General features: G+C 60.1%; 14 protein-coding genes and 1 tRNA gene. 11 read left to right on the top strand and 4 right to left on the bottom strand.

Features of this window, described 5'->3' with window-relative positions; all coding sequences use genetic code 11:
* A partial coding sequence (tgt, locus tag ACQKP2_RS17545) for a tRNA guanosine(34) transglycosylase Tgt (RefSeq protein ID WP_427578184.1) occupies nt 1-879 on the bottom strand: 879 nt, incomplete at its 3' end.
* A gap of 14 nt (nt 880-893) precedes the next feature.
* Nucleotides 894-1943 carry a tRNA preQ1(34) S-adenosylmethionine ribosyltransferase-isomerase QueA gene (queA, locus tag ACQKP2_RS17540; RefSeq protein WP_427578182.1) on the bottom strand — a complete coding sequence of 350 codons (1050 nt, stop codon included), beginning with the start codon at nt 1941-1943 and terminating at the stop codon, nt 894-896.
* A gap of 105 nt (nt 1944-2048) precedes the next feature.
* Here queA and ACQKP2_RS17535 point away from each other — a divergent pair.
* From ACQKP2_RS17535 to ACQKP2_RS17500, 8 genes are all read left to right on the top strand, one after another.
* Nucleotides 2049-2133 (top strand) — tRNA-Leu (locus tag ACQKP2_RS17535).
* A gap of 178 nt (nt 2134-2311) precedes the next feature.
* On the top strand, nt 2312-2641 hold the full coding sequence (locus ACQKP2_RS17530; RefSeq protein ID WP_427578181.1) for a hypothetical protein: 330 nt from the start codon (nt 2312-2314) through the stop codon (nt 2639-2641).
* Nucleotides 2642-3232: 591 nt separating this feature from the next.
* Nucleotides 3233-3715 (top strand): hypothetical protein, encoded by a 483-nt coding sequence (locus ACQKP2_RS17525; RefSeq protein ID WP_427578179.1) that lies wholly within the window; start codon nt 3233-3235, stop codon nt 3713-3715.
* Entirely contained in the window at nt 3708-4919 is a 1212-nt protein-coding gene (locus ACQKP2_RS17520; protein ID WP_427578178.1) for an MFS transporter, read from the top strand. The genes ACQKP2_RS17525 and ACQKP2_RS17520 overlap by 8 nt, the downstream gene beginning before the upstream one ends.
* 337 nt (nt 4920-5256) lie before the next feature.
* The gene (locus ACQKP2_RS17515; RefSeq protein WP_427578177.1) at nt 5257-5733 is read left to right on the top strand and encodes a formate dehydrogenase subunit gamma; all 477 of its coding nucleotides are present in this window, start codon (nt 5257-5259) and stop codon (nt 5731-5733) included.
* Nucleotides 5733-7292, top strand: coding sequence for a formate dehydrogenase beta subunit (locus ACQKP2_RS17510; RefSeq protein ID WP_427578176.1), 1560 nt, complete (start codon nt 5733-5735; stop codon nt 7290-7292). The genes ACQKP2_RS17515 and ACQKP2_RS17510 overlap by 1 nt, the downstream gene beginning before the upstream one ends.
* Nucleotides 7289-10171 (top strand): formate dehydrogenase subunit alpha, encoded by a 2883-nt coding sequence (gene fdhF / locus ACQKP2_RS17505; RefSeq protein WP_427578174.1) that lies wholly within the window; start codon nt 7289-7291, stop codon nt 10169-10171. The genes ACQKP2_RS17510 and fdhF overlap by 4 nt, the downstream gene beginning before the upstream one ends.
* The gene (locus ACQKP2_RS17500; RefSeq protein ID WP_427578173.1) at nt 10168-10389 is read left to right on the top strand and encodes a formate dehydrogenase subunit delta; all 222 of its coding nucleotides are present in this window, start codon (nt 10168-10170) and stop codon (nt 10387-10389) included. The genes fdhF and ACQKP2_RS17500 overlap by 4 nt, the downstream gene beginning before the upstream one ends.
* 390 nt (nt 10390-10779) lie before the next feature.
* Here the strand turns inward: ACQKP2_RS17500 and ACQKP2_RS17495 are convergent, their stop codons facing one another.
* Nucleotides 10780-11121 (bottom strand): potassium channel family protein, encoded by a 342-nt coding sequence (locus ACQKP2_RS17495; protein ID WP_427578171.1) that lies wholly within the window; start codon nt 11119-11121, stop codon nt 10780-10782.
* Between the two features lie 167 nt (nt 11122-11288).
* Here ACQKP2_RS17495 and ACQKP2_RS17490 point away from each other — a divergent pair, with 167 nt between their 5' ends.
* The 3 genes from ACQKP2_RS17490 (at nt 11289) to ACQKP2_RS17480 (ending at nt 14140) form a co-directional block, all read left to right on the top strand.
* Complete coding sequence (locus ACQKP2_RS17490) at nt 11289-13208, top strand: alkaline phosphatase D family protein (RefSeq protein WP_427578170.1); 1920 nt, start codon at nt 11289-11291, stop codon at nt 13206-13208.
* A gap of 111 nt (nt 13209-13319) precedes the next feature.
* Nucleotides 13320-13823, top strand: a complete 504-nt coding sequence (locus ACQKP2_RS17485) for an adenylate kinase (protein WP_427578169.1) — start codon at nt 13320-13322, stop codon at nt 13821-13823.
* 113 nt (nt 13824-13936) lie between these two features.
* Nucleotides 13937-14140 carry a hypothetical protein gene (locus tag ACQKP2_RS17480; RefSeq protein WP_427578168.1) on the top strand — a complete coding sequence of 68 codons (204 nt, stop codon included), beginning with the start codon at nt 13937-13939 and terminating at the stop codon, nt 14138-14140.
* Nucleotides 14141-14178: 38 nt separating this feature from the next.
* Here ACQKP2_RS17480 and ACQKP2_RS17475 read toward each other — a convergent pair whose 3' ends face one another.
* A complete protein-coding gene (locus ACQKP2_RS17475; RefSeq protein ID WP_427578167.1) occupies nt 14179-15354 on the bottom strand; it encodes an aspartate aminotransferase family protein in 1176 nt (391 codons plus the stop codon).
* Between the last annotated feature and the right edge of the window lie 57 nt (nt 15355-15411).

The following is a 15411-nucleotide window of genomic DNA, read 5'->3' as shown; positions in this document are numbered from 1 at the left end:
CGGATTGGGGAACAGATCGAACAGGGCCCAGGCCAGCGTCAGGCCAATTGCAGTGCCGACCCCATTGCGGGCATTGCGGGTTGGCATCACGCAATCGAACATGTCCACACCGCGGCGCACACCCTCAACCAGATCTTCCGGTTTGCCAACGCCCATAAGGTAACGAGGTTTGTCAGCCGGCATCTGGCCCGGCAGATAATCCAGCACCTTGATCATTTCATGCTTGGGCTCGCCCACCGACAGGCCGCCGATGGCCAGGCCGTCGAAACCGATCTTCTCAAGGCCTTCCAGGGAGCGCATGCGCAGGTCCTGGTGCATGCCGCCCTGAACGATACCGAACAGCGCCGCGGTGTTGTCGCCATGGGCGTTTTTCGAGCGCTGGGCCCAACGCAGCGACAACTCCATGGACACGCGGGCGACGTCTTCGTCGGCCGGGTACGGCGTGCATTCGTCGAAAATCATCACGATGTCGGAGCCCAGGTCGCGCTGGACCTGCATCGACTCTTCCGGACCCATGAACACCTTGGAACCGTCGACCGGCGAGGCGAAGGTCACGCCCTCTTCCTTGATCTTGCGCATGGCGCCCAGGCTGAACACCTGGAAGCCACCAGAGTCGGTCAGGATCGGGCCTTTCCACTTCATGAAGTCATGCAGGTCGCCGTGGGCCTTGATCACTTCTGTGCCGGGACGCAGCCACAGGTGGAAGGTGTTGCCCAGAATGATTTCGGCGCCAATCGCCTCGATATCCCGTGGCAGCATGCCCTTGACCGTGCCGTAGGTGCCCACCGGCATGAAGGCCGGGGTCTCGACGGTGCCACGGGGGAAGGTCAGGCGACCACGACGAGCCTTGCCATCGGTGGCCAGCAGCTCAAAAGACATGCGACATTCGCGACTCATACAGATTCCTCGGGGCCACGTGGTGCGGGATTACGGGTAATGAACATCGCATCACCGTAGCTGAAAAAGCGGTACCCGTTATCGACCGCGGCTTTGTAGGCGGCCATGGTTTCGGGATAACCGGCGAACGCCGAAACCAGCATCAACAGCGTGGATTCGGGCAAATGGAAGTTGGTGACCAGGGCATCGACCACATGGAACGGCCGGCCCGGGTAGATGAAGATGTCCGTATCGCCGCTGAACGGCTTGAGCACGCCATCGCGGGCGGCGCTTTCCAGGGAACGCACGCTGGTGGTGCCCACTGCGATCACTCGACCGCCACGCGCACGGCACGCAGCGACCGCATCCACCACGTCCTGGCCGACTTCCAGCCATTCGCTGTGCATGTGGTGGTCTTCGATCTTCTCGACCCGCACTGGCTGGAACGTGCCGGCGCCAACGTGCAAGGTCACGAACGCAGTCTCGACGCCTTTGGCGGCAATCGCCTCCAGCAGCACCTGATCGAAATGCAGCCCCGCCGTCGGCGCCGCCACCGCGCCCAGACGCTGCGCATACACGGTCTGATAACGCTCGCGGTCGGCGCCCTCATCCGGGCGATCTATATAAGGAGGCAACGGCATATGGCCGACGCGGTCGAGCAGCGGCAACACCTCTTCGGCAAACCCCAGTTCGAACAACGCGTCGTGACGCGCCAGCATCTCGGCCTCGCCACCGCCGTCGATCAGGATCTTCGACCCAGGCTTGGGCGACTTGCTGGAACGCACATGGGCCAGCACGCGATGACTGTCGAGCACCCGCTCCACCAGGATTTCCAGCTTGCCGCCGGAAGCCTTCTGGCCAAACAGCCGCGCCGGAATCACCCGGGTATTGTTGAACACCATCAAATCGCCCGGGCGCAAATGCTCGAGCAAATCAGTGAATTGACGGTGTGCCAGGGCGCCGCTCACCCCATCCAGGGTCAACAGGCGACTGCCGCGACGCTCGGCCAAGGGATGGCGAGCGATCAGCGAATCAGGGAGTTCGAAAGTAAAGTCAGCAACGCGCATGATGGGGTTCGTCTAGCAGGGCCGGGAAGTCTAGCGGAAATATCAAAAATTCTCCATGTACCTGATTGACCAGCGGTTATCACCTCTCTATACTCCGCGGCCATTGCCCTGATGGCGGAATTGGTAGACGCGGCGGATTCAAAATCCGTTTTCGAAAGGAGTGGGAGTTCGAGTCTCCCTCGGGGCACCAAAATTGAAAAAGGTCTTGCTTAGCAAGACCTTTTTTTTCGCCCGCAGAAAAGCCCCTGACACCCCACCTCCCCCGTAGGAGCCAGGCTTGCCGGCGAACAAACCCCACGCCATCCTCCCCCCTCAAAAACGCCTCCACCAACAAACCGACACCCAAAGCGCCCCAAAGGACCCACCCCATGGAACACTCACTGGAAACCGTCGCCCTCTACTCCCTCAAACTGGCCTACGAAACGGAAGACCAAAGCCCGATCCTGCGTGACGACCTGGTGATGGGTGATTACCAGCGGGATGTGTTCGAGTTGCTGGTGCGGCGGGGGGATGTTGCGGGGATTCAGGTGAAGGTGGGTGAGTGCGTGGGGTTGGCGTTGGAGGCGGTTGGGGGTGTGGATAAGCCGTTGGGGCGGGAGTTGGGGAGGTTGGTGGGGGAGTTTGCCGGGGTTCAGGTGATGGAGCAGCTTGATGTGCCGCTCGTTGCGCTCAAGGATTATCTGAAAGATATTCAATGAATGTGGCTGCCTAAAAGGTGAAGCGCCCGACGGACAGACCGGAGTTGGTCGCCACGTCTCATCCAATAATAAATCAGTCCCCTTTTCTCCGGTCTGGCGCTATTGACAAAGAGGACAGATCTATTTCTCTTGGCCAAAAAATAAAACAGCCCCCTTTTAGTCCGTTACTTCCAAACAATTGACTGTCTGGCATAGAAACAGGAGGCGAAAGCCCCGCTTCCATTTCTATTCACTTTAAACAGTGCCTATCGACGTTACTCGTGAGACTAGAGCTTACGCCAATGAGAATATTGTCGGACAAACCTTACAGACTCACGAATACGTAGGAGCTACCCTACAAGATTTCCAGAATCACCCTACATAATATTTTATTGAATAACGCAAACCAATAGCTACTATCTAACTATCACCACGAGGTGGCGATTTTCAAATACTACAAGGAGTTCAAAAGATGAAAGCAATCACTCTGAAATCTTCCAACATCGCCAACCTGGCCTTTTTGGTTACTCCAAAAGCACGATAAGTAAATGAAGCACTGGGGAGTACCGGCAACCCTGTGCTTTCTATAGACTTATCCAGAGAATCACTCCGATGCAAGTGAATCCTAATTTATTTGTAATTCCGCGCACACCTTGTCAGATAGTCTGGAATTATAAAAATCACAAGCAATTTGAACTTAACCTAAAGTATTCGCTTCGGCTTGCCGAACCAATCGACGCCCTCGAAAAATTTGACCATTCGAACTCAATTGATTCCGATTTTTTAACGCCGGAATTCTTACAAGACCAAAAAACACTCACATTGAATGGGGTTGGGACGCTCTATCAAAAATATTTCATGTTGGCACTAAAAAGTTCCCTTCCGCCTATACCCCTCAAGATGTTCATACGCGTGGTTGGTCTGGATAAACTAACTATTGCACAAATCCTCTGTGACATGACGGATGCCAATTCGTACCTACTTCGTGCTCGTTCAGGAGCAGGCTCGACTCTACAGGCATTAAAGATGGCGGGAGTTTTTGATCTGCCCGCCCATCGAAAACTATTCTCGAAGGCAGGACTTCTCGATGAATAGTGACAAAAATTTCGTCGGCACACGCAAAAAGCGGACAGCTTTCCTCCTCCTGATAACAATGGTGTTGCTCGGTGTCTTCCCCCTCGATGTCCTCCTTCCCTCCTTCCCGGCTTTGGCCAATCACTTCCAGACCACACCATCAGACATTGCGCTTTCAATCAGCCTGTTCGCCATCGGTATCTCCCTTTCTCAACTCTTGATCGGTCCACTATCGGATGCTGTGGGGCGCAAAGTCTTGCTACTTGGAGGGATGGCGATTGCAATCATGGGCGCAACAGGTTGTGTGCTCTCGACCGAGTACAAGTGGTTCCTTATATTCCGCATGGTGCAGGCGATCGGTTGCGGCTGTTTCGTACTGTCACAGGCGCTGGTGCAGGATTTGTTTGAAGGCCATGAGCGGGATCGCCTGCGAATTCTGATGGTCACTGCCAGCGGGGTTTTCATTTCCGTTTCCCCGTTATTGGGCAGTGTGCTGCAACAGGCGCTGAACTGGCCTGGCAGCTTTTTCCTGTTCATTGCATTGGCCGCCGCTGTTTTTGTGAAGGCGTGTTTCTTTCTGGAGGACCAACGTCCCGCCGTGATGCCACGACGAGGCATTTTTCAGTCTTATCGACAGATCTGTGGCAATGCGTACTTCATGGGTTACTGGGTGATTGCGGCCATCGCTTTCAGCTGCCACTTTTCCTTCATTGTGATCTCGCCGCTGATTTTCATGGATCAACTGCAACTCTCGGCTTACGCCTTCTCCCTTACGTTGTTGCTCTATGGTGCGGCTTACATCATCGGTGGCATCGTTGCGCAAACTCTGGTCAGGCGAATCGCGGCCAATACGCAAATCATCGTCGGCCTTGGGCTGATCTTTTTCTCGGGGTTGGCGATGCTTTTGCTTTCGAGCCTGTTAGGTGTTTCGACCCTGGCAGTGTTGCTGCCGATGGTCGTCTGCACTGCTGGCACGACCATTGCCCGTCCCATCGCCACATCCCAGGCCATGGATGTGTTTCCGGACAACGCCGGTACATCGGCATCAGCCGGCAACACACTGGTTTTCATCTGTGGTGGGCTGATTAGCGCCCTGGTCAACCTGAGCGGCGCGAATCTGCAAACAACTCTGGCAATGGCCTTTTTATTACTAAGCACCGCAGGTCTTGCCATCAATCACCAGCTCTCCTGTAGGAGCGAGCGCGCTCGCGATAGTCGTCAATGATTTCGCTGACTACCTGATACCCCGTGGCGCTCTCTGGTACTTCGCGAGCAGGCTCGCTCCCACAGGTGCAGCGCTCATCTAGACTCAATAGATAGTCGTAGACAGAACCAAATACGTCGCTTTGGTGCGATTAATTCAAAAGCCGCGTGGCAATCTGCTTTTTATGCCCATAGGAGGCGCGGCGAAGACCGTGCCGGGCACGACAAGATGCCCGTTCAGGGTGCCCTGGCCAACGGCCTGATAAGCCACGATACCGTGACGTGGTGTGAGTGCCGCAGCCGACACTTTCGGACTACCGACAACCGCCTAGTGTGTCCGTGACCGTGAGGATTGCTGAATGCCTGATGAGATGTTGCACCTGCCTGTGGTCAACAGTCTGCTGGAGCGCCACAAGGGCACTCCGGGTGCGTTGTTGCCCATTCTTCATGAAGTCCAGGAACGCATCGGTTACGTCCCCGATGTCGCCGTCCCCGAGATTGCCCATGCCCTGAACCTGAGCCAGGCCGAGGTGCGTGGGGTGATCAGTTTTTACCATGACTTCCGTACCGCGCCGCCGGCCCGCCATATTTTGCGCTTGTGCCGCGCCGAGTCGTGCCAGAGCCGCGGGGCCGAGCAGTTGGCGGCGCAGTTGCGCGAGCGCTTGCAGCTGGATGATCACGGCAGCAGCGCCGATGGCAGCATCAGTTTGCGCCCCGTTTATTGCCTGGGGGCCTGCGCCTGTTCGCCGGCGCTGGAGCTGGATGGCCGGGTGCATGCGCGGCTTAGCGCCGAGCGTCTGGATGCCCTGCTCGACGCTTGCCGGGAGGACGCGTGATGCCGACGCTTTATTTGCCGACTGACTCGCTGGCCCGTGCCGTGGGTGCCGATGAGGTGTCCACAGCGCTGATCACTCAGGCCCAGGAACGCAATCTGCCGCTGGAATTGCAGCGCACCAGTTCCCGTGGTTTGTATTGGCTGGAACCGCTGCTGGAAGTGGACAGCGCGCAAGGCCGCATCGGCTTTGGTCCGCTGACTGCTGCAGATGTGCCTTCGGTGCTTGATGCGCTGCAAGGCGATCCGTCCAGCCATCCACTGGCCCTGGGGTTGGTGGAGGAATTGCCATATCTGAAGTCGCAACAACGTTTACTGTTTGCCCGCGCCGGTATCACCCGGCCGCTGTCGCTGGACGACTACCGGGCCCACGGCGGTTTCGAAGGGTTGCAACGGGCCATCGCCCTGGGCGGCGAGCAGACGGCGACCGCCGTGTTCGATTCCGGCCTGCGTGGCCGTGGCGGCGCGGCGTTCCCCGCCGGGATCAAATGGCGCACGGTGCGCGGCACTCAGGCGGCGCAAAAGTACATTGTGTGCAACGCCGACGAGGGCGACTCCGGCACCTTTGCCGACCGCATGTTGATGGAAGGCGACCCGTTCCTGCTGATCGAAGGCATGGCCATTGCCGGTCTCTGCACCGGCGCCACCTTCGGTTATATCTATGTGCGCTCGGAATATCCGGATGCCGTGGCCACGCTGCGCCACGCGCTGACGATTGCCCGGGAGGCCGGTTACCTGGGCGCCGATGTCGCTGGCAGCGGTCAGGCCTTCGATATGGAAGTGCGTGTCGGTGCCGGTGCGTACATCTGCGGTGAAGAAACCGCATTGCTCGATTCGCTGGAAGGCAAGCGCGGCGTAGTGCGTGCCAAGCCGCCGATTCCGGCGTTGCAGGGTTTGTTCGGTCAGCCGACGCTGGTGCACAACGTGCTGACCCTGGCTTCGGTGCCGCTGATTCTGGCCAAGGGTGCGCAGTTCTATCGCGATTACGGCATGGGCCGTTCGCTGGGCACCATGCCCTTCCAGTTGGCGGGCAATGTGCGTCACGGCGGTCTGGTGGAGCGGGCGTTTGGCCTGACGCTGCGCGAGCTGGTGGAAGACTACGGCGGCGGGACCGCCAGTGGTCGGCCGCTGAAAGCCGCTCAGGTGGGCGGGCCGCTGGGCGCCTGGGTGCCGCCCGCGCAATTCGATACGCCGCTGGATTACGAAGCCTTCGCCGCCATCGGTGCGATGCTCGGGCACGGCGGTGTGGTGGTGGCGGACGACAGCCTCGACATGGCCCGCATGGCGCGTTTCGCCATGCAGTTCTGCGCCGAGGAATCCTGTGGCAAATGCACCCCTTGCCGGATCGGCTCGACCCGTGGCGTGGAGGTGATCGACCGCCTGCTGGCAGCGCCGGATTCGAGCGCTCGCGATGAGCAGGTGATCATCCTCAAGGACCTGTGCGACACCCTGCAATACGGTTCGCTGTGCGCGTTGGGCGGCATGACCTCGTTTCCGGTCGTCAGCGCACTCAAGCACTTCCCTGCCGACTTCGGTCTGCCCGCCTCGGAGGCCAAGCAATGATCACTCTCTTCGACCCGAAAACCGACATTGACCTTGGCACCCCGGCCCGCGACAGCCAGGTGCAAGTGACCCTGAACATTGACGGCCGCAGCATCACCGTGCCCGAAGGCACGTCGGTGATGCGCGCTGCGGCGCTGATGGGCACCACCATTCCCAAGCTCTGTGCCACCGACAGCCTGGAAGCCTTCGGCTCCTGCCGCATGTGCCTGGTGGAGATCGACGGCATGCGCGGCTATCCGGCGTCCTGCACCACACCGGTCAGCGAAGGCATGACCGTGCACACCCAGACGCCCAAGCTCGCGACCCTGCGGCGCAACGTCATGGAGCTGTACATCTCCGATCACCCGCTCGATTGCCTGACCTGCTCGGCCAACGGCAATTGCGAGCTGCAAACCGTGGCCGGCCAGGTCGGCCTGCGGGAAGTGCGTTACGGCTATGAAGGCGACAACCATCTGGCCGACGTCAAGGACACGTCCAACCCTTATTTCGATTACGACCCGAGCAAGTGCATCGTCTGCAACCGCTGCGTGCGCGCCTGCGAGGAAACCCAGGGCACCTTTGCCCTGACCATCACCGGGCGCGGCTTCGAATCCCGCGTGGCGGCGGCCGGTGGCGAGAACTTCCTCGACTCCGAATGCGTGTCCTGCGGCGCCTGCGTGCAGGCCTGCCCCACCGCGACCCTGATGGAAAAAAACGTGGTGGAAATGGGCCAGCCCGAACGCAGCGTGATCACCACCTGTGCCTATTGCGGGGTGGGCTGCTCGTTCCGCGCCGAGATGAAAGGCAACCAGTTGGTACGCATGGTGCCGGACAAGAACGGCCAGGCCAACCACGGCCATTCCTGCGTCAAGGGGCGCTTTGCCTGGGGCTACGCCACTCACCCGGATCGCATCACCAAACCGATGATCCGCAAGCACATCAACGACCCTTGGCAGGAAGTCAGCTGGGATGAAGCGGTGACCTACGCCGCCAGCGAAATGCGCCGCATCCAGCAAAAATATGGCCGCGATTCCATCGGTGGCATCACCTCCAGCCGCTGCACCAACGAAGAAACCTACCTGGTGCAGAAACTGGTGCGCGCCGCGTTCGGCAACAACAACGTCGACACCTGTGCGCGGGTCTGCCACTCGCCGACCGGTTATGGCCTGAAGCAAACCCTGGGCGAATCCGCCGGCACCCAGAGCTTCGACTCGGTGATGCAGGCCGACGTGGTCCTGGTGATGGGCGCCAACCCCAGCGATGCCCACCCGGTGTTCGCCTCCCAGCTCAAACGGCGCCTGCGTGAAGGGGCGCGGCTGATCGTCATCGACCCACGGCGCATCGATCTGGTGGACACGGTGCATGCCCGCGCCGAACTGCACCTGGCCCTGCGGCCGGGCACCAACGTCGCCATGCTCAATGCCCTGGCCCATACGATCATCACCGAAGGCCTGCAAAACCAGGCGTTTATCGACGCCCGTTGCGAGGCCGACGATTTCGCTCGCTGGAGCGAGTTCGTCAGCCGTGCGGAAAACTCGCCGGAAGTCCTCGGCCCGATTTGCGGTGTGGCCGCTGCCGATATCCGCGCCGCTGCCCGGCTGTATGCCACCGGCGGCAACGCGGCGATCTACTACGGGCTGGGCGTCACCGAGCACAGTCAGGGCAGTACCTCGGTCATGGGCATCGCCAACCTGGCCATGGCCACCGGCAACATCGGCCGCGAAGGCGTGGGCGTAAACCCCTTGCGCGGGCAGAACAACGTGCAGGGCTCCTGCGACATGGGCTCCTTCCCCCACGAGTTGCCCGGTTACCGGCACATCTCCAACGAAGCGGTCCGCACGCAATTCGAACAGGCGTGGAACGTCACCCTGCAACCCGATCCGGGGCTGCGCATTCCCAACATGTTCGAATCGGCGCTGGCCGGCAGTTTCAAGGGCTTGTACTGCCAGGGCGAAGACATCGCCCAGAGCGACCCCAATACCCAGCACGTCACCGCCGCCCTGTCGGCGATGGAATGCGTAGTGGTGCAGGACATTTTCCTCAACGAAACCGCCAAGTTCGCCCACGTGTTCCTGCCGGGTAGTTCGTTCCTGGAAAAGGACGGCACCTTCACCAACGCCGAGCGCCGCATTTCGCGGGTGCGCAAGGTCATGGAACCGCTGGGCGGCAAGGCCGACTGGGAAAGCACCGTGGCCCTGGCCAATGCGCTGGGCTACCCGATGAACTACACGCATCCGTCGCAGATCATGGATGAAATCGCCCGCCTGACGCCGACCTTCACCAAGGTCAGCTACGCCGAACTGGATCGCCACGGCAGCCTGCAATGGCCGTGCAACGACGAAGCACCGGACGGCACGCCGACCATGCACATCGAGCAATTCGTGCGCGGCAAGGGGCGTTTCATGCTCACCGGTTATGTGCCCACCGAGGAAAAGGTCAACAACCGCTATCCACTGCTGCTGACCACCGGCCGCATCCTCAGCCAGTACAACGTCGGCGCGCAGACCCGGCGTACCGACAACGTCGCCTGGCATGACGAAGATCGTCTGGAAATCCACCCGACCGACGCCGAAAACCGTGGCATCAACGAAGGCGACTGGGTCGGCATCGGCAGCCGCGCCGGCCAGACTGTGCTACGGGCGCGGGTCACCGAGCGGGTCGCACCGGGTGTGGTGTACACCACGTTCCACTTCCCGGAATCGGGGGCCAACGTGATCACCACCGACAACTCCGACTGGGCCACCAACTGTCCGGAGTACAAGGTCACCGCCGTCGAAGTCAGCCGCGTCTACCACCCTTCGGAATGGCAGAAACGCTACCAGGCCTTCAGCGACGAACAGCAACGCTTGCTCAAGGAACGCCAAAAGGCGCGGGGCGATAAAGCGGAGGTACGCCGATGAGCACCGCCAACCTGATCAAGATGGCCAACCAGATCGGCCAGTACTTCGCCAGCGAGCCGGACCGGCAACAGGCCGTGCTCGGCGTGCGCAATCACCTGCAGATGTACTGGACACCGGACATGCGCAAGGAATTGCTGGCCTGGCAGACAGAACATCAGGGCGCGGACCTGCACCCGTTGGTGCAGGTGGCCGTCAGCGAGGCGGGCTGGGAGGCCTGAACACCCGAAAACCTGTAGGAGCGAGCACGCTCGCGAAAAACGTCCAGACAACGCGGCCACCCAGACAGCACGCGTTATCGTTGACGTCCATCGCGAGCTTGCTCGCTCCTACAGAGGGGTCGTCAGCGACGCTGGAAGCCAGAACACCCACAAACCTGTAGGAGCGAGCACGCTCGCGAAAGCCGTCCAGACAACGCGGTCACCCAGACAGCACGCGTTATCGTTGGCGTCCATCGCGAGCTTGCTCGCTCCTACAGAGGGGTCGTCAGCGACGCTGGAAGCCAGAACACCCACAAACCTGTAGGAGCGAGCATGCTCGCGAAAAACGCCCAGACAACGCGGTCACCCAGACAGCACGCGTTATCGTTGACGTCCAAATAGCAAGTTGCGTTATTTATCGCTGCCCGTTACCCGCACGGCCGTCTCGATCGCCCGCACGCTGATCGCCGCACAGATCGCTGTCAGCAGCACGCCGTTGAATCCGAGCAATATCGCCAGTACCCGCGACAGCGGCAGTTTTGGCACGAGTTCGCCATAGCCGATGGTCAGGCCCGTCACAAAGCCAAAGTAGATGCCGTCAACAGGATCCCAGCCTTCCAGGTAACTGATGATCAGCCCGACCGTGACAATGACGATCAGCATGGTGGAAAAGATCGGCCAGACAATTCGAAGGTAATAGCCAACGGCCTTGTAGAACTCTCGACGGATGTGCGACGCATGGGCGAACTTCATGTCATGGGCTTCCCGGGGTTTGCCTGAGCGGCAGGCGGATTGGCGCCCCTTCAGCTTGGCACAAGTTCCGGAGGACCCACGCAGCCTTGCTCACAAGGCTTAACAGGCAGCGGCGAATACCTGCGCTATCATCGCCCGAGTCTGCGCCCCAGGAATCTTGAACCCGGATGTCTGTCACCCTGCCCTTGCCTGAAGATCACCCTTCAATGCCACCGGTTCTGGCCGGCCCGCTGCTACGGCGCATGGAGCCTTCGCGGCTGGTGCTGTGGCTGGTGGGTTCCCGGCCGCTGCAACTGACCCTGCGCTTGCAGGGTTTGGCCGACCTGCGTCTGGATGCCGGGCAATGCACGGTGATTGCGGTGGGCACTCATGCCTTTGTGCACCTGATTGATGTGAAGCTGGACAGCGCCCTGCCCTGTGATGAGCGAATCGAATACGACCTGTTGATCGACGACGGCACAGGCATCGCCGATTGGGCGCCACACCTGCTGTATGGCGACGCGCGCCGCCCGGACTTCGTCCTGCGTTCCAGTATCGATCAATTGCTGCACGGCTCCTGTCGCAAACCCCATCACCAGGCGGCCGACGGTCTGTTGTGCGTCGATGCACAGCTGGCGCAAACACACGAGGCCAGGGATCGCCCGGCATTGCTGATGTTGAGCGGCGACCAGGTGTACGCCGACGATGTGGCCGGGCCGATGCTGCGGGCGATTCATGCCCTGATCGAGCGGCTGGGATTGTTCGGTGAACATCTGCAAGGCGCAGTGGTCAGCGACAGCGCCCGGCTCTACGAGCACCCCGCCAGTTACTACCATCGCGCGGACTTGCTGCCGCAGCTTGAAAGCAACGAAACCCTGCGCGAGCGTTTTTTCGGTGGGGCGCGCAAGCCGATTTTCACCAGCAGCAGCGCCGACAACCATCTGGTGACGTTTGCCGAAGTCATGGCCATGTACCTGCTGGTCTGGTCGCCGACGCCCTGGACCTTGATCGCGCCGCAACCGCCGACGCTGACACCGCAGCGACGCGAACTTTATGCGCGAGAGCAGACGCGTATCGATGGCTTCAAGGCAGGCCTGGGCAATGTGGCCCGGGCGCTGGCGCATCTGCCGACGCTGATGATTTTCGACGACCACGATATTACCGATGACTGGAATCTTTCCGCGCAATGGGAGGAAACGGCCTACAGCCATCCGTTCTCCAAACGCATCATCGGCAACGCACTGCTCGCCTACCTGCTGTGCCAGGGCTGGGGCAATAACCCCGATGCCTTCAGCGGGATGCTGGAAAAAGCCCGCTCATTGAGCGCCACCGGGCAGGACCATTACCTGGACAGTGATGTGCAGGATGCGTTGATCGACCAATTGCTGCGTTTCCAGCAATGGCACTACGTGCTGCCCACCACCCCGGCCATGGTGGTGCTCGACACCCGCACCCGGCGCTGGCGCAGCGAAATGAACCTCAGGCAACCTTCCGGCCTGCTGGACTGGGAAGCCCTGAGCGAACTGCAGCAGGAACTGCTCGATCACCCCTCGGCGATCATCGTCTCCCCCGCGCCGATCTTCGGCGTGAAGCTGATCGAAACGGTGCAGAAAGTATTCAGCTGGTGCGGTTATCCCCTGCTGGTGGACGCGGAAAACTGGATGGCCCATCGCGGCGCGGCGCAGGTGATCCTGAACATTTTCCGACACTCGCGTACACCGGGCAGTTACGTGGTGCTGTCAGGCGACGTGCACTATTCCTTCGTCTACGAGGTACTGATCCGCCATCGCAAGGCCGGGCCACGAATCTGGCAGATCACCAGCAGCGGCATCAAGAACGAATTCCCACCTGCTCTGCTGGAATGGTTCGACCGCCTCAACCGCTGGCTGTACTCGCCACGCTCGCCGCTCAACTGGCTGACCAAACGCCGCCGCATGCGCATCGTGCCGCACATCCCCGAACACGCCGAGGCAGGCGAACGGCTGTGGAATTCTGCAGGAATCGGGCAGGTGTTCTTCAATGAACAGGGACAACCTCGGGAAATCTTCCAGCACAACGCCAATGGCGCGCCGAAGACCCGGATGATCCCGCCCGAAAACAATGATTAAAACCTGTGGGAGCGAGCCTGCTCGCGATGAAGGTATTACAGTCGCACCTCAAGCGACTGACAGACCGCAATCGCGAGCAGGCTCGCTCCCACAAATTGATGGGTGTCGCCCATGGATTTCACCCGAACCCTGATCATCGGCAACTCCGGCTCGGGCAAGAGCTTGCTGGCGCAACGACTGGCCGCACAATGGCAGGCGCCCTGGACCGATCTGGACCGAATTCACTGGCTATCCGACGAGCACAGCATTGCCCGGCCCCGAGGTGAAGCGCTGGGGATGGCGCGGGTGGCGGCCAGCGAAGAACGCTGGTTGATCGAAGGCGTTTATGGCTGGATCATCAGCGAACTACTGCCACAGGCGACGGCGTTGATCTGGCTGAGTGTTGAAGATGATGTGTGCGTCGCCAACATTCGCCAGCGCGAAGCCGGACGCGACAAACAAGACCCGTTGCTGATTGCCCTGCTGGAGTGGGCGGGCAGCTATCGCACGCGGGACGGGTCCTGTGGGTTTGCGGAGCATCAGCGATTGTTTGAAGGGTTTGGCGGGACGAAAGTCAGATTGAGGGACCAAGTCGAAACCACGAACTTCGCAAAGGCCAAGTGGGAAACCTATTAAATGTCGTCAGATGCACGGATGGCTTCAAATCGGATCAGGACTACACCACTCGCAGAAAAATCTCTTGGTGAGTAGTTAGATACTGAGCATCGATCAACACGAGGATAAAAACGATGCGAACAATCCCGCACATGCCGACTGACCCGAGCAAGAATGAAAATCTTGCGGCAGCTCAATCGGTAACCGACGAAACTTCTTATCTTTTAAGTTCAAAAGCTAACGCCCAACGATTACTCAAATCGATTGAAGCGTTGCGACAGCAAAAATCAAATCCGACATCAAATACCCGCTCGATACCTTTTCAGGAACTGACGTAGCTTCGAGCAGCCTACGGCAGTCCCTGGAAAGGTATATATCAAGCGATTCTCAGCGCCCTGCTCACCCCTCTGACAATCATCCCCACCTCCCGCTCATCAATCGTCAACGGTGGCAGCAGGCGAATGGTCTGGCCTCGAGTGACATTGATCAGTAAGCCGTGATCACGTGCCGCGAGCAGGGTCAGGTCGCGGACCGGTTGCTTGAGTTCGATGCCGATCATCAGGCCCTGGCCGCGGATGGCCAGGACGTTCGGGTTGTCCGCCAGTTCCATGCGCAATCCTTCGAGCAAGCGTTCGCCTTGCCGCCGGGCGTTTTCCAGCAGCCCTTGTTCTTCGACAATGTCCAGCACCGTGCAGGCGACGCGGCAGGCCAGCGGGTTGCCGCCGAAGGTGCTGCCGTGGCTGCCGGGGGTAAAGAGTTCGGCGGCCCGCCCCCGTGCCAGGCAGGCGCCGATGGGAATGCCGTTGCCCAAGCCTTTGGCCAGGGTCATGACATCCGGGACGATGCCTTCGTGCTGGAAGGCAAACCACTGGCCGGTGCGGCCGATGCCGGTCTGGATTTCGTCGAGCATCAGCAGCCAGCCACGCCGGTTGCACAAGTCCCGTACGGCCTTGAGATAACCCGGTGGCGCCAGTTGAATGCCGCTTTCACCCTGGATCGGCTCCATCAGCACTGCCACGACGCGCGAACCATAGGCCCGCTGCACGTGTTCCAGCGCCTTGAGATCGCCAAAGGGCACTTTGACGAAATCCCCCGGCAGCTTGTTGAAGCCCAGGCGCACCGCCGGACCATCGCTGGCAGACAAGGTGCCGAGGGTCCGACCGTGGAAGGCGTTTTCCATGACCACCACCAGCGGTTGTTCGACGCCCTTGTGCCAGCCGTACAGCCGCGCAAGCTTCAACGCGGTTTCGTTGGCTTCGGCACCGGAGTTATTGAAAAACGCCCGGTCCATGCCGGCCAGCTCGGTCAGCCTGTGCGCCAGCCGCTGTTGCCAGTCGATGCTGTAAAGGTTGGAGGTGTGCAGCAGCAAACCGGCCTGTTCACTGATGGCCGCGACGATTTTCGGATGGCTATGGCCAACGTTGGTCACTGCCACGCCGGCCACCGCATCCAGGTATTCACGACCGGCCCTATCCCACAGACGCGTGCCAAGGCCCTTGTCGAAACTCAAGGCCAGGGGTTGATAGGTGCTCATCAGGCAGGCGGCGGTCATGACATCGGGCTCCAGCAATTGTCGGTGTTTTTGCAGTATGGTTAGCCACCTGAGCTG

Source organism: Pseudomonas sp. NPDC089569 (genome assembly GCF_050280625.1).
GTDB lineage: Bacteria > Pseudomonadota > Gammaproteobacteria > Pseudomonadales > Pseudomonadaceae > Aquipseudomonas.
This window is presented reverse-complemented; position numbering and strand designations above follow the sequence as displayed.

What these genes read in the sequence shown, in the direction of transcription:
- queA (WP_427578182.1), bottom strand. Translation starts at nt 1,943, where the DNA reads ATGCGCGTTGCTGACTTTACTTTCGAACTCCCTGATTCGCTGATCGCT.
- ACQKP2_RS17530 (WP_427578181.1), top strand. Translation starts at nt 2,312, where the DNA reads ATGGAACACTCACTGGAAACCGTCGCCCTCTACTCCCTCAAACTGGCC.
- ACQKP2_RS17525 (WP_427578179.1), top strand. Translation starts at nt 3,233, where the DNA reads ATGCAAGTGAATCCTAATTTATTTGTAATTCCGCGCACACCTTGTCAG.
- ACQKP2_RS17520 (WP_427578178.1), top strand. Translation starts at nt 3,708, where the DNA reads ATGAATAGTGACAAAAATTTCGTCGGCACACGCAAAAAGCGGACAGCT.
- ACQKP2_RS17515 (WP_427578177.1), top strand. Translation starts at nt 5,257, where the DNA reads ATGCCTGATGAGATGTTGCACCTGCCTGTGGTCAACAGTCTGCTGGAG.
- ACQKP2_RS17510 (WP_427578176.1), top strand. Translation starts at nt 5,733, where the DNA reads ATGCCGACGCTTTATTTGCCGACTGACTCGCTGGCCCGTGCCGTGGGT.
- fdhF (WP_427578174.1), top strand. Translation starts at nt 7,289, where the DNA reads ATGATCACTCTCTTCGACCCGAAAACCGACATTGACCTTGGCACCCCG.
- ACQKP2_RS17500 (WP_427578173.1), top strand. Translation starts at nt 10,168, where the DNA reads ATGAGCACCGCCAACCTGATCAAGATGGCCAACCAGATCGGCCAGTAC.
- ACQKP2_RS17495 (WP_427578171.1), bottom strand. Translation starts at nt 11,121, where the DNA reads ATGAAGTTCGCCCATGCGTCGCACATCCGTCGAGAGTTCTACAAGGCC.
- ACQKP2_RS17490 (WP_427578170.1), top strand. Translation starts at nt 11,289, where the DNA reads ATGTCTGTCACCCTGCCCTTGCCTGAAGATCACCCTTCAATGCCACCG.
- ACQKP2_RS17485 (WP_427578169.1), top strand. Translation starts at nt 13,320, where the DNA reads ATGGATTTCACCCGAACCCTGATCATCGGCAACTCCGGCTCGGGCAAG.
- ACQKP2_RS17480 (WP_427578168.1), top strand. Translation starts at nt 13,937, where the DNA reads ATGCGAACAATCCCGCACATGCCGACTGACCCGAGCAAGAATGAAAAT.
- ACQKP2_RS17475 (WP_427578167.1), bottom strand. Translation starts at nt 15,354, where the DNA reads ATGACCGCCGCCTGCCTGATGAGCACCTATCAACCCCTGGCCTTGAGT.